We start from the raw sequence: 13284 nt of genomic DNA on the forward strand, positions 1-13284 counted from the left end.
GTTCTTCGCGTATCATCGAATTAAACCACACGCTCCGCTGCTTGTGCGGGCCCCCGTCAATTCCTTTGAGTTTTAGCCTTGCGGCCGTAGTCCCCAGGCGGAGTACTTATCGCGTTAGCTTCGGCACTGAGGGGGTCGATACCCCCAACACCTAGTACTCATCGTTTACAGCGTGGACTACCCGGGTATCTAATCCGGATCGCTCCCCACGCTTTCGCTCCTGAGTGTCAGGACCAGTCCAGGATGCCGCCTTCGCCGCTGGTGTTCCTCCGGATCTCTACGCATTCCACCACTACACCCGGAATTCCGCATCCCCCTACTGGCCTCTAGTCCGCCCGTTTCGCACGACCCTCCCCAGTTGAGCCGGGGCCTTTCACGCACGACGCAACGAACCACCTGCGAGCGCTTTACGCCCAATAAATCCGGACAACGCTTGCCCCCTACGTATTACCGCGGCTGCTGGCACGTAGTTAGCCGGGGCTGATTCCCCAGGTACCGTCACTATCTTCCCTGGGAAAAGGGCTTTACGACCCGAGGGCCTTCGTCACCCACGCGGCGTTGCTGGGTCAGGCTTCCGCCCATTGCCCAAAATTCCTAACTGCTGCCTCCCGTAGGAGTCTGGGCCGTCTCGCAGTCCCAGTCTGGCTGATCATCCTCTCAGACCAGCTACCGATCGTCGCCTTGGTAGGCCGTTACCCCACCAACCAGCTAATCGGACGCAGGCCCCTCTTCGAACCCCTCAAGTTCAGTCACAGAACCGAATCCGCGACATCTGCGGTATTAGCCACCCTTTCGGGCAGTTATCCCCCGCTCGAAGGCAGGTCACCCACGTGTTACTCAGCCGTTCGCCACTGACCCCCGAAGGGATCCGTTCGACTTGCATGTTTTAGGCACGCCGCCAGCGTTTATCCTGAGCCAGGATCAAACTCTCCATCGGAATTGTCAGAGTCCATCCTCCCTTACAGGACAAATGGCTTCTCCAACGATCTCTCAATAGATCGTCACGCTCCCCACCACTCTTCGTTTGTCAAAGTGCTCGGGCTCTGCGCCTCAGGCGTCGGTTTCGATCACCGCCCCCTGGGCACGGAAGGACATCTTACCAAGGCGTTTTGCTGCGTGTCAAGGGCCATTTTTGCGCCCTTGTCATCTCAGCCGTTCTCCGCTGGCCGCTCCCTACCGCGAGCGGCACTATACACACCGGCTCCTGGCCGCTGCACGGGTTCTTCGGGCCAGCAGGCAATCGCCCCGCGGGCCAGCTGCCCTGGGCCCTTTCCCGCCTCGATCTGGCTGTGACACCCCGCGCGCACGCCTCTGCCTACAAGAACGTCCGCCCGGCAGGCCGCCGCATCGGGACAAAATCGGTCAGGATCCCGAATGGACTGTCGGCGCATTTCGTGCTAGAGTGGGCAGGGTCCGGGACCAGCCACGTCCTCTCAGATGTGGCCGCTGGCACCGGAGCATTGAGCATCAAGCATCGTGCGAGTGAGACGCCGTGACTGAACAGCACGAAGAGGAGAGCCTGCGCCGCTGGGCACGAGAGCAGGCCGAGATCGAGCGTCAGACTGATGCCCTCGTACTGAGGACGCTCACGGCGATGGTAACTGCCGCTGAAGACCTCAAGTCGAAGCTCCGCCGCGATACCGAGAGCATGCTTGAGGAGTACCGCAAGTCCAAGCGTGCGCTCGAGAACGAGATCTCGCTTTCGACGGCTGAGCGCCAGCGCTTCCGCCGCGAAGTCGAGCAGGAGCGCGAGTCCATCGTCGCGGATGCGAACGTCCAGGCCCGCGAGATCGTCGAGGCCGCCGAGCGCGAGCGCGAGCAGCTCCTCCGCGAGACGCGCATGATGGAGCAACGGCTCCGCGGCATCGAAGGGCAGATCCGCGACCTCTTCGGCCAGACCACCGCGCCGAGCGACGCCCCCCCCGGGGCCGCGGCCCCGGCGACGGTGACGCCAGCGGCGCCGGCCGCCCCCATCCCGACCACGCCAGCGCCGACGCCCTCCGCGCCTGCTGCTGCCGCCGCTGCGCCCTCGCGCGACTTCACACCGGCCACCTTCGAGCGGGCTGGCGCGACGCCGCCAGCGCCCGTCACGCCGACGCCCTCAGTTGATGAGGATGACGACGAGGACGAGGTCGCTGAGAGCGCGTTCGTCGAGGACGAGGCTGAGCTGGTGGACGACGTCGACGAGGACGAGGACGAGCCGCCGACGGCCGCTACGCCCAGTCACCCGTTCACGCCAGCGCCGCCGCCACCGGTCGTCGCCGCGCCCCCCGCCCCCGCGCCATCTGCGCCAGCACCTGTCTCGGCGGCGCGCGCGCAGCAACGGCGGCTGGTTGAGCTGGTCTTCGACGGCGTGCCCGGCTACCAGCAGGCCTCGGCGCTCGAACGGGCCGTGGACGACCTGGTCCCAGATGGCGAGGTGGACATCCTCGACTTCGAGCGCGGCCAGCTGGTGTTGAACGTGCAGGCGACGGACCTGGACGCCCTCGCCGAGCAGCTGGTCGCCACGTCGACGGCTGTCTTGCTCGAGCTGGAGAGCGTCGAGGCCGACCGCGCGACGTTCCACTGCAGCTAGCCCCGGCGTCGGTGCATCCGAGTGCCCGGCCAGTGGCCGGTGGTGAGACGGAGACGAGACCGGCGCGACCGGCGCTGTTCGACTATCCACGGTGGCTCGTGTGGGCCACCGTGGGCACACTCCAGGTGAGGGTGGCGGCCATCAGATGATGGAGCGCGTGCGGATCTTGCTGGTGGCCGCCCCCACCGCGCCTGTCCGTGGCCTGGCCGTTCGCCTGCGGGATCCCGATCTTGACGTCCTGGTGGCGGCCTCCGCGAAGGAGGCGCTCGACCACGTCTCGGCCGGCGTGCCAGACGTCGTGGTGGTGGACGGCAGCCTGCCGGGCCGCGAGGTCTTCCGGCTCTACGGCCGCCTGCGGTCGACGGCCCCCGGCGCTGCCGTGCCGGTCATCTTCACCGCGCATGACCGCTCGCAGGCCGACGCCGCCCCCACGACGGCGCCGGACTTCTACCTCCCACCGGAGGCCCCGCTCGAACAGGTCGAGCAGCTGGTGTTCTCCTTCCTGCCGGCGTCGTTCGTGGACGAGGAGGCCGAGGCCGAGCAGCCCTACGACGATCCGTACCTCCCCGAGGACGATCCTGTCCGGTCTGCCCCGACCTATGGGCCGCACGGCCGGCTCCAGGGCGGGACGGCGGTACGCGCGCCCCGCGCGCCCGCCGAGCCGCCGAAACCGCCGTTCTGGTCGGAGCTGATCGCGCAGCTGCAGACGGGCACCGCCGCCATCGGGCTGGCCTACCTTGGGATCTACCTCGCGGCCGAGGTGCTGGCGGCGCTCGATCCGCGCCTCGGGCTGGTGGTGCAGGGCGGCCTGCTGCTGGCGGCCCTGTTCCACGGCGCGAACGTGCCGCCGGGGCCAGAGCGGACCTTCTTCTGGACGTTCTGCCTCGCGCCTCTGACCCGCATCTACGGGCTGGCGCAGCCGTACGCGGGTGCGCCGCCGGTGATCTGGTGGGCGTTCACGGCGATTCCGATGGTGGTGGCCGGCATCGTGGCGATGCGCGTCCCGGGCCTCACCGCGCGCGAGTGCGGGCTGATCCCTCGGCCTCGGGATATCCCCGTGGCGATCTTCATGGCCCCGGTCGGGCTGGCTATCGGCGTGATCCTGTTCATGCTGCTGGACCCGCGCGCACTCGGGCGCGAGCTGGCGCTCTGGAGCGTGAGCGTCGTCGCGTTCATCGTCGTGCTCAACCCCGGCATCGTGGAGGAGATCGTCTTTCGCGGTGTGCTGCAGCGCGCCGTCACCAGTGTGCTCGGCTCCTCGCTCGGCGTCCTCTACACCGCCCTGCTCTACGCCCCGGTCCTGCCGGCCGGGCTGGTCAGCGGCGGCAGCCTGCTCGGCGTCGGGCTCACCTTCGCCATCGGCCTGCTGCTCTCCTTCGTGACGCTCAAGACCGGCTCGATCTTCAGCGCGACGGTCGGCCACATCGGTATCGCCCTCGGGCTCTTCGTGATCGGGCCGTATCTGGTTCCTGGCAGCCTCGCGCCCGCCGGGCCGGAGTCACGCCTGCCTACGCCGAAGCCGGCCCTGGTCGGGTCGCCGACGCCGGCCCAGGCCGCGCCGCCGACGCTGGCGATCCCGGCCCCCAAGCCGACGCTGGTCCAGCAGCCGACGACGGGCGCGTCCTCGCCAACGGCGCAGCAGCCATCCGCCCAGACCCCGGCGGGCCAGCCCTCAGCCGGGCAGCCGCCGGCCGGCCAGCCCACGCCGACCCCGTTCTCGCTGGCGCCACCGCTGCCTACCCCGACGCCGCCTCAGCCAACCGCGCCGCCGGCCCCGCCGCCCGGCTCGACGGCCACCATCCCCGGCCAGATCGTCGTGGTGCGGGGGACGGGCGGCTCCGGGGCGCGCCTGCGCTCGCAGCCCGGCAGCAACGGCCCGATCATCACGGTCATCCCCGAGTACACGCCGCTGGTGGTCATCGGGCAGGATCGGATTGTGGACGGCACGACGTGGCGCAACGTGCGCTCGCCGAACGGCGCTGAGGGGTGGGTCGCCGCGAGCTTCGTGACGACGGGCTGAACCGAATCCACACCGCACGTTGCACGCTGCCGCGGCCGAGGGGTGAGGTCATTCAGGCAGGAGCGGCCTGGGGTTCTCAGGGTGGCGCTGGGCTACACGCAGGGGAACAGGAAGAGGTTCGCCGCGCCCGTCAGCACCACCGCCAGCACGAACACGATGCTGAGCAGCGCCGTCACCCGGCCCAGGAAGCCCTGCTCGCCGGCCAGCGTCCGGGACGGTCCATCGCCGTCGGCCACACCCTCAGGGTCAGGGCCTGACGCTGCCGCCGCCCGCTGCGCCAGCCACCATGCCAGCAGCGCAACGGTCAGGGCCACCGCCGTGGCCAGATGCCGCAGCATCAGCAGCCGGGGATCGTCGTAGAGGCAGTCGGCCCAGGCGAGGTAGTAGCTCGCCACCAGATGCACCGACCATGCCGCGTTGCCGAGGATCAGCGCCCAGCCGATGCGCCCCATCGTCCCGCTCTCCCTCACGCTCCCGGCCACCCGAGACCTCAAGCCTACACCTGCGACCGGCTCAGGTACGGCGTCAGGTACACGACGCCGTACAGCACGACCCAGTTGACGACCGACGCCGCGCTGTAGATGGCCGCGTTCTGGATCGCCAGGAATCGGCGGTGGTCGAAGTACCCGAGCAACGCCTGCACCAGCACCACGCCCAGCACGATCAGGCCGCCGACCACCAGGATCACCTGGTACCAGCCGAGCGTCAGGAAGAGCGACGCGTAGGCGTGCCCCGAGAGCGACAGCCCCTCCTGCTGCCAGCCCAGGTAGGTCAGCCAGAGAAACGCGCCGCCGGCGAGCAACGCCCCGGTCAGCCAGCCCCGTAGCCCGCCCTGCGAGCCGGCACGAATCGCACGGAGGGCGAGGTACGTCATGCCACCGCCGAGGGCCAGCGCGCCCGTCGCCAGCGAGGGCAACAGCAGCTCCGGCCGGTCGTAGCCGGCCGGCGGCCAGGCCGGGGCCTTCGAGTGCAGGTAGTAGTAGCTGAAGATCAGGCAGGCGGTCGCCACCGCCATCACCAGCACGATGTGGATCATCGTCCACCAGCCGAGGGCGCTGGTCCCCGAGGTGTAGACGGGCAAGCCGTGCAGCGAGTCGCCGTCGCCCGCCAGCCGCCGCTCGCGCTCGAGCTTGCTCGGCCAGAGCCAGCCGATGGTCGCTCCAACAGTTGCCACAGTTGAAAACGCCAGCAGCCAGTACAGGTCGAAGAGGGTCGCCACGAAGTTGAGCGTCAGCGCGATGCCGGCCAGCAGCGGCCACAACGATGGCCCGGCCAGGTGGGCGATGGCCTGCGGCTCGGCCGCGATGACGCTGGTGATGAGCTGTGCCCGCCACGCGTGCGGGGTCTGAGCCAGCCCGCGCACCACGCGCTCGTGGTCGGGGTCGCCCCGTTCGATGGACTTCTGCTCCCAGAGCGGGTAGCGGCTCTGCACCAGCGGGATCACCCGGTACCCCTCGTCGGGCGGGGGCGTCGGGGTGGCCCAGTCGAGGGTGCCAGCGTCCCAGGGGTTGTCGTCTGGCCGCTCGCCGCGCCCGAGCAGCACACTCTGGATCACGTTCCACATGAAGATCAGGATGCCCAGCCCCATGACGAACGCCCCGACCGTCGAGATCAGGTTCGGGATCTCCCAGCCCAGCCCCGGCTGGTAGGTGTACGACCGGCGCGGCATCCCCAGCAGTCCGGTGATGTGCATCGGGAAGAACGTCAACTGGAACCCGAGAAACATCAGCCAGAAGTTCCAGCGCCCCAGCCGCTCGTCGAGCAGCCGCCCGACCATTTTCGGCATCCAGTAGTAGAAGCCGGCGAAGATCGGGAACACCACGCCGCCGACCAGCACGTAGTGGAAGTGCGCCACCACGAAGTGAGTGTCGTGCACCTGCCAGTCGAACGGGATCGCCGCGACCATCACCCCGGTCACGCCGCCGGCCACGAACGTCACGATGAACCCGAGCGCGAACAGCAGCGCCGTGGTGAAGACCGGCCGCCCGAGCCAGAGCGTCGCGATCCAGGCGACGACCTGGATGCCGCTCGGCACGGCGATGGCCATGCTGGCGGCCGCGAAGAAGCTCATGCCGAGCACCGACAGGCCGGCGCTGAACAGGTGATGCACCCACAGCCCGAAGCTGACAATCGCGGTGGCGATCAGCGATGCCACGATCAGGTTCTCGGAGACAAGAGGCCGGCGCGCGAACGCCGCGATCACCAGCGAGATGATGCCGGTGGCCGGGATGAACTGGATGTAGACGTCCGGGTGCCCGAAGATCCAGAACAGATGCTGCCAGAGCAGCGGGTCGCCGCCGGCGGCGACGTCGAAGAAGCGGGTGCCGAGCTTCCGCTCCAGCTCCAGCAGGGTCGTCGCGACGAGCAGCGGCGTGAACCCGCAGAGCATCGCGTAGGCCGTGACCAGGATCGACCAGGCGTAGACCGGCGTCCGGCTGAGGGTCATGCCCGGCGCGCGCATCTTGAGCACGGCGATGGCCAGCTCGATGCCGGCCCCGAGCGCCGCCACCTCGGCCACGCTCAGCCCGAGCAGCCAGAAATCGACGCCCAGATCTGGCGAGTGCTCCAGGTTCGCCAGCGGCACGTAGGCGGTCCAGCCGACCTCCGGCACCTGCGCGAAGGCCCGGCTGGTGTAGAGCAAGATCGCGCCGAACAGGAACGTCCAGAACCCGAAGGCCGTCATGCGCGGGAACGGCAGCTCCCGCGCACCCAGCAGGACCGGCAGCGCGAAGCTCGCCAGCCCCTCCATCAACGGCACGGTCACCAGGAACATCATGATCGAGCCGTGCATCGTGAAGAGCTGGTTGTAGTGCGACGGCCCGACCCAGTCGTTGTTGGGCACAGCGAGCTGGGTACGCATCATCAGCGCTTCCAGCCCGCCGATGACGAACAGCGCGAACGCCGCGAACATGTAGCGGTTGACGACCGGGCCGTTCTGGACGGTCGTCAGCCAGCCCCAGAGCCGGTCTGGATCGTGCCAGGTGCGGAGGAGCGGATCCTTCCGCGGCGGCTCCTCCTCTGAGGGCAGCAACCCAACCTCACGCGCCCGCCCTGGTATCTTCGAGAGAATCCAGGCGATCCGGCTCATCGCAGCCCCTCCAGGTACGCCAGCAGGGCGGTCAGATCGTCGTCCGACAGGGGGATGCTCGCCATCTTGTTGCCGGGCTTCATGGTCTGGGCGTCGCGGGTCCAGCCCGTCAGATTGGCGCGGGTGTTCTCATGGATGCCCGCCCCGAGCGTGCTCCGGCTGGCAACGTGGGTCAAGTCTGGGCCGCGCGTGCCGTCCGTCAGGCCACGTACGGTGTGGCACTCGGCGCAGCGCGCGGCGAAGACCTGCTGCCCCTGGGCGGCGGCCGGCGAGGCCGGGATGGCTGCTGCCTGCTGCTGCGCCTGCAGCCACGCGGCGAACGTCTCCGGCGTCTGGACCACCAGCCGCAGGTGCATCATGGCGTGCTGGAGGCCGCAGAACTCGCTGCACATCCCCCGGTAGACGCCCGGCTGCTCGGCCCGGAGCGTCAGCGTGTTCGCCTTGCCGGGGATCAAGTCGACCTTGCCGGTGACCTGGGGCACCCAGAAGCTGTGGATCACGTCCGCCGAGGTGACGGTCAGCGAGATCGGGACGCCAGACGGGATGTGCAGCTCGTTGGCCGTCACCACGCCCGTCACGGGGTAGACGATCTCCCACCACCACTGGTGGCCGATCAGTTGGACCTCGATGCCCGGCCGCCCGCCCACCGAGGCCAGCAGCGCGGCCGGCGCCCCGAGCGCGCCCGAGGGCGGCGGCGTCCCCGGCGGCCGAGGCTGGGGCACGGCCAGGGACGGCGCGTGGTCGTCATGCGCCGCGAAGCCGGATGCGCCGCCGGACCCGGCCACCCCCGCCACCTGCCTGAGGGTATACACGGTGTAGCCGAACGTGAAGACCAGGATGGCGGCAGGGAGGATCAGCCCGCCGAGCAGGACGGCCCGCTCAGCCTGTTCCGAGCGGGCCGTCGCCGCCGAGCGCCGTTGGAGTTCGACGGGCTGGCGGGGCATGGTTCGCAGCGCCGCCAGCAGCCCGCCGAACACGGCGATGCAGACGACAGTCGCCAGGGCGATCATCATCCAGCCAAGCTCGGCGATGCGCGCGGCAGCCTCGGTGCGCGGATCGAGCGGGGACGGCGCGCCGACGCAGCCGGTCAGCCCCAGCGCCAGGCCCCACGTCAGCCCCCACACGGGGCCACGAACGAGGACGCCGACGCCAGACCTGACACGGGTCCACCAAGCCGCCACGCCTGCACTCCCAGGTAGCTGTGCCGGGCTGCGGCATACGCAAGTTTCGGACCTGAACTTTGGGTCAGGTTCTGCGCCACCCCCTGGGAGCGCGGCGATCCCTTCGCTCCGCGCAGGGCAGGCTCTCGCCGCCCCCGTAACGTGACCATGACTGGGGCGGACAAGATGTCCGCGCTCCCAGGAGGCGCACTCCCAGGGGGCCGTGCGCGCCCCACATTCGGTTTGTACGGTCGCGCCGTATAATCGGCCTGATGGCCCGCGGGCCAGACGACGCGTCGGAGCAGCACACCGGTTGATTGTCACGGACCCACGATCCTCGCGCCGCGTCTACCAGAACCTCGGCATCTACCTTGCCGGACAGGGCCTCTCGAATATCGGGACGTTCTCCCAGGTGGTGGCGCTCTCCCTGCTCGTCCTCGACCTGAGCGACAGCGGCCTGGCCCTCGGCGCGACCATGAGCGTGCAGGCCGTGCCGCAGTTGCTGCTCAGCCCCTGGGCCGGCCCGCTGCTGGACCGCGTTCCGCTGCGCCGGCTGATGCTGGTCACGGCGCTCGTCGGCCTGCTCCAGGCGGCCACGCTCTCGGTGCTGGCCTTCACGAACCAGATCAGCATGCCCTGGGTCATCGGGCTGGCCCTGGTGCTTGGCTGCGTCCAGGTCTTCGACCGGCCGGCCGTGCAGGCGTTTCTGGGGGAGATCGTCCCGCGCGAGCAGATCCACCGGGCCGTCAGCCTCGCCAGCTCGGTGCAGGCGTTCGGCAGGCTCGGGGGGCCGGCCCTCGCCGCCGTCCTCTACGCGTGGCTTGGCCCCGGGCTGGTCTTTGGCGTCAACGCCGCCTCGTACCTGCTGGTCGTCGCGGCGCTGCTGCTGCTCCGCACCAGCGCGATGTTCCCCCGTGAGCGCCGGCCGGCCCAACGCGGCCAGCTCCGGGATGCACTGCGCTACGCCTGGAGCATCCCCGCCCTCTGGACGATCCTGCTCGGGAACGCCGTCGTCGGACTGTTCGCGTTCAACTTCCCGACCTTCTTCGCGACGCTCTCAACGCTCACCTTCGGCCAGCCGCAGCTGTTCGGGATCGCCGAGAGCGTCAACGCGGTGACGGCGGTGCTGGCCGGCCTGCTGCTGGCTCGCTTTCTCCACACCCCGACCCGCGTGACGGTCGGCGTGGCCTGCGCGGCGCTCGGCGGGACGCTCGCCTGGGTGGCCGTCGCGCCGACGCCGTGGCTCTTCATTGCCAGCATGCCGTTCTTCGGCGCGGCGGTTGTCTGCTACACGGCAACGGCGCAATCGCTGGTGCAGCGACACGCCCCCCGTGAGATGGTCGGGCGGATGATGAGCCTGTTCACCCTCGGCTCGATGGGCACCACGCCGCTCGGCGGGCTGCTGGTGGGATTTGTCACCGACCAGTTTTCGCCGCGCGCCGCCGTCGGGATGGGAGCGGCCAGCGCGATGCTGGTGGGGGTGGCACTGGTGCTGCACGCACGGTGGGCAGCACGGGCCGAGACGGCATCGGCGTCGGCCACCGCCTGAGCGCACCCGCCCGGCCGCCTGAGCGCACCCGCCCGGACCGTCGCACGTTGTCGGATAGCGGGCCGGCCGCGCTCCCGTCCAACAACATGCGCCCAGTCCGCGCACAACACGGTATCTTTCTTGACGCCGTTGAGGATCATGTGACCGCTCGAATCATCGCACTCGCGCTCATGCTGGCGCTCCTGGCCGCCTGCTCGCCGGGGCCGGTCCAGCGCCCGCTCGAAGGCGCACCGGTCGGCGGCGGCGCTGCGCGGCCAGACGGCAGCCCGGCCGCGGATGCCGTGCCGCCAACCGTCTCGCCCAACAATGCGTCGCCGGGCCCACTGGCCTCGCCGTCGGCGTCGCCATCGCCGTCGCCGGTCAGCGTCGGCGGCTTCGTCATCGTGGCGACGGACGGCGCCGGTGCAAACATGCGCGAGGGACCGTCCACCAGCGCACGGGTCATCACCACGCTGGCCGAGGGGACGCCCGTCGAGACGCTCGGGCAGCCGGTCAACGAGGGGGGCCGCGCGTGGCAGCAGATCCGCGCCAACGGACGCGACGGCTGGGTCGTGGCCGTGGTGGTGCGCCGCCGCTGACACCTTGATGCGCCGGGTCCAGGTGTCCAGCGGGCGTTAGCAAAGCCTCTGAAGACTGTTTACAGGTTGTCAATACCTGCAGGCGGCCGGCTCGGTACGGTTATCTCAAGACACTTGACCGAGCCTGCCCGAACGCGCCTGGCCCGATCTGCTCGCCTGCCAGCACGGTCATCTGACGCGGCCCGGTCCGGACGGGAGTCCGTACCATGCACCAGCTTCATGCGCACGGATGGCGGCGGCTGGCGGCCGTGGGCCTCGGCGGGGGGCTCCTGCTCACGGGCGGCTGGTACGCCTACGCGCACACCGCCGCGCCGGATCTGACACGCGGCGTCCTCGCGCAGGAGGTCGCCGTCACCCTGACAGCGGTTCCCACGCCGGAGCCGCCAACGGCCACCACACAGACGCTGCCGCTCACCGTGTCGCCGGCCGCGTCGCCGGTCCCAGGACAGCCGGCCCGCCCGGCGACGAGACCAGCCGCGACGCCGGCCGCTAACCCGAACTCGCGCCGCCCGGCTGGCGAGGTCACGGCGATCTCGCAGGAGCCGGCCAGCTTCACGATCCGCACGGCGGCCGGCGAGACGCAGACCTACCGCGTCCTCCAGACCACCGTCTTCGCGGCCGGGCGTGACCGGCCGTATCGCTTCGATCTGCTGAAGGTGGGCGACACGGTCAGCGTGGCGACCGGCGGACAGGGCAAGAAGCAAGGTCCGCAGACCGCCGAGCCATCCGGCCGGACGCCCGGGCAGGGCCAGCCTGCCAGCCCGAAGCCGCGCGCGGGCCAGGGCCAGGGTGCGGTCGCGAACCCACGCGCCGCCATCCGCGCCGCCCAGGCCAGCGGCGAGACGGCTGCCCGCACGGTGATGGTTCACCCGGCCGGCGAGCCTGCCCGGCCGGGCGGCGGGAAGAAGTCCGGCGGGCAGAGCGGGAGCGGCCAGCGAAATCGGCCGGCTCCAGTCGCCTCCCCAACGCCGGGCCTCGGCGCAAACGGGCAACCAACGACCAGCCAACCGATCACCAGCCAGACACACGGGGGGAGCCATGGCACTGGACAGTGAGCGCGCACGCATCGCCCATCTCCTGCGCCGAGCCGGCTTCGGCCCGAGCGAGCGCGACCTGACCGAGTACACCGCCCTCGGCTTCGACGGCGCGGTGAGACGGCTGGTGGACTACGAGTCGATCCCGGAGACCCCGGACCGCGTCCTGGCCGAGGAGGTCGGGCTGCAGGTCTGGTGGCTCAGCAAGATGCTGCACACCAGCCGCCCGCTCCAGGAGAAGATGACGCTGTTCTGGCACGGGCTGCTGACCTCGGGCATCCAGAAGGTCAAAGATCCGAACGCGATGCAGGCCCAGAACCACCTGCTGCGGACGCACGCGCTGGGGCAGTATGGCCCCCTGCTCCGGGCGATCTCGCGCGACGGCGCGATGATCCGCTGGCTCGATCTGCAAACCAACCGCAAGGGCGCCCCGAACGAGAACTACGCCCGCGAGCTGCTGGAGCTGTTCACGCTGGGCATCGGCAACTACACCGAAGATGACGTGGACGAGATCGCGCGGGCGTTCACCGGCTGGTCGGCCACGCCTGATGGTCGCTTCCAGTTCCTCCCCAACCAGCACGATGCTGGCGTCAAGACGATCCTCGGGCAGACCGGCCCCTTCGACGGCGACGCTGTCAGCGACATACTGGCCGCCCACCCGCAGACGGCCCGCTTCATTTCCACGAAGCTGTTCCGGTTCTTCGCGTATCCATCTCCCGAGCCGGAGGTCATCGACCGGCTGGCCGCCGTCTACAGGCAGTCGAGCGGCTCGATCGAGGCCGTGGTCGAAGCGATCTTCCGCTCGCCGGAGTTTGTCTCGGAGCGGGCGTACCGCGCCCTCATCAAGAGCCCGACCGAGCTGGTGGTGGGCGCGCTGCGAGCGCTCGGCGCGGAGAGCGTGCCGCCTCAGGCCGTCCAGACGATGCGCCTGCTCGGCCAGGAGCTGTTCAACCCGCCGAACGTGGCCGGCTGGTTCGGGCACCGCAGCTGGATCAACGCCAGCACGCTGCTGGGGCGCTTCAACGTCCTCGGCACGCTGGCCACCGGTCTCGGCAACCCGAACCTCGGCGGCCAGCCCGTCCCGACCCTGTTCGGCAACGCGACCAGCCCGGCCGACCGCGTCCAGCGCGTGCTCGACTTGCTGCTGGACGGCGAGGCCGCCCCCGACGAGCGCGACGCCCTCCTGGCCTACGCCGACCAGGCCCGCCGACCGGAGCAGCTCAAGGGGCTGTTCCGGGTCGCGCTGACGCTGCCGGCGTATCAGCTCAATTGATGCTGGT

9 protein-coding genes and 1 rRNA gene are annotated in these 13284 nt (G+C 69.9%); 6 read left to right on the plus strand and 4 right to left on the minus strand.

The genetic code is table 11. The annotated features are described in order from the left end of the window. Positions 1-937: ribosomal RNA gene (locus tag IT306_27360) — 16S ribosomal RNA — on the minus strand; the annotation flags it as partial. A 555-nt stretch (positions 938-1492) separates the two neighbouring features. On the opposite strand from IT306_27360, the gene IT306_27365 reads away from it, so the two are divergent. Together IT306_27365 and IT306_27370 are read left to right on the plus strand one after the other, a co-directional pair. After that, positions 1493-2575, plus strand: a complete 1083-nt coding sequence (locus IT306_27365) for a hypothetical protein (GenBank protein ID MCC7372164.1) — start codon at positions 1493-1495, stop codon at positions 2573-2575. Positions 2576-2720: 145 nt separating this feature from the next. Continuing rightward, positions 2721-4595, plus strand: coding sequence for an SH3 domain-containing protein (locus IT306_27370; GenBank protein ID MCC7372165.1), 1875 nt, complete (start codon positions 2721-2723; stop codon positions 4593-4595). Between the two features lie 92 nt (positions 4596-4687). On the opposite strand, the gene IT306_27375 is transcribed toward IT306_27370, so the two are convergent. Genes IT306_27375 through IT306_27385 form a run of 3 tightly spaced genes read right to left on the minus strand, consistent with a single transcriptional unit; the run spans position 4688 to position 8864 of the window. Beyond that, the gene (locus tag IT306_27375; GenBank protein MCC7372166.1) at positions 4688-5047 is read right to left on the minus strand and encodes a hypothetical protein; all 360 of its coding nucleotides are present in this window, start codon (positions 5045-5047) and stop codon (positions 4688-4690) included. A gap of 44 nt (positions 5048-5091) precedes the next feature. Then, positions 5092-7683 carry a cbb3-type cytochrome c oxidase subunit I gene (locus IT306_27380; GenBank protein ID MCC7372167.1) on the minus strand — a complete coding sequence of 864 codons (2592 nt, stop codon included), beginning with the start codon at positions 7681-7683 and terminating at the stop codon, positions 5092-5094. Beyond that, positions 7680-8864, minus strand: a complete 1185-nt coding sequence (locus IT306_27385; protein ID MCC7372168.1) for a c-type cytochrome — start codon at positions 8862-8864, stop codon at positions 7680-7682. Before IT306_27385 ends, IT306_27380 begins: the two co-directional genes overlap by 4 nt. Before the next feature lie 292 nt (positions 8865-9156). Between IT306_27385 and IT306_27390 the strand changes: the two genes are divergently transcribed. The 4 genes from IT306_27390 (at position 9157) to IT306_27405 (ending at position 13277) form a co-directional block, all read left to right on the plus strand. After that, positions 9157-10392, plus strand: a complete 1236-nt coding sequence (locus IT306_27390) for an MFS transporter (GenBank protein MCC7372169.1) — start codon at positions 9157-9159, stop codon at positions 10390-10392. Between the two features lie 140 nt (positions 10393-10532). Next, a complete protein-coding gene (locus IT306_27395; GenBank protein ID MCC7372170.1) occupies positions 10533-10970 on the plus strand; it encodes an SH3 domain-containing protein in 438 nt (145 codons plus the stop codon). Positions 10971-11176: 206 nt separating this feature from the next. Further along, a complete protein-coding gene (locus tag IT306_27400) occupies positions 11177-12025 on the plus strand; it encodes a hypothetical protein (protein MCC7372171.1) in 849 nt (282 codons plus the stop codon). Continuing rightward, entirely contained in the window at positions 12009-13277 is a 1269-nt protein-coding gene (locus tag IT306_27405; protein ID MCC7372172.1) for a DUF1800 domain-containing protein, read from the plus strand. Before IT306_27400 ends, IT306_27405 begins: the two co-directional genes overlap by 17 nt. The last annotated feature ends 7 nt before the right edge of the window (positions 13278-13284 follow it).

The sequence above is a fragment of the Chloroflexota bacterium genome (assembly GCA_020850535.1).
Taxonomy (GTDB): domain Bacteria; phylum Chloroflexota; class UBA6077; order UBA6077; family JACCZL01; genus JADZEM01.

Bases quoted from the DNA above. Each gene is read 5' to 3' on its own strand.
- IT306_27370 (MCC7372165.1), top strand. From the start codon at position 2,721: ATGATGGAGCGCGTGCGGATCTTGCTGGTGGCCGCCCCCACCGCGCCT.
- IT306_27380 (MCC7372167.1), bottom strand. From the start codon at position 7,683: ATGAGCCGGATCGCCTGGATTCTCTCGAAGATACCAGGGCGGGCGCGT.
- IT306_27405 (MCC7372172.1), top strand. From the start codon at position 12,009: ATGGCACTGGACAGTGAGCGCGCACGCATCGCCCATCTCCTGCGCCGA.
- IT306_27400 (MCC7372171.1), top strand. From the start codon at position 11,177: ATGCACCAGCTTCATGCGCACGGATGGCGGCGGCTGGCGGCCGTGGGC.
- IT306_27375 (MCC7372166.1), bottom strand. From the start codon at position 5,047: ATGGGGCGCATCGGCTGGGCGCTGATCCTCGGCAACGCGGCATGGTCG.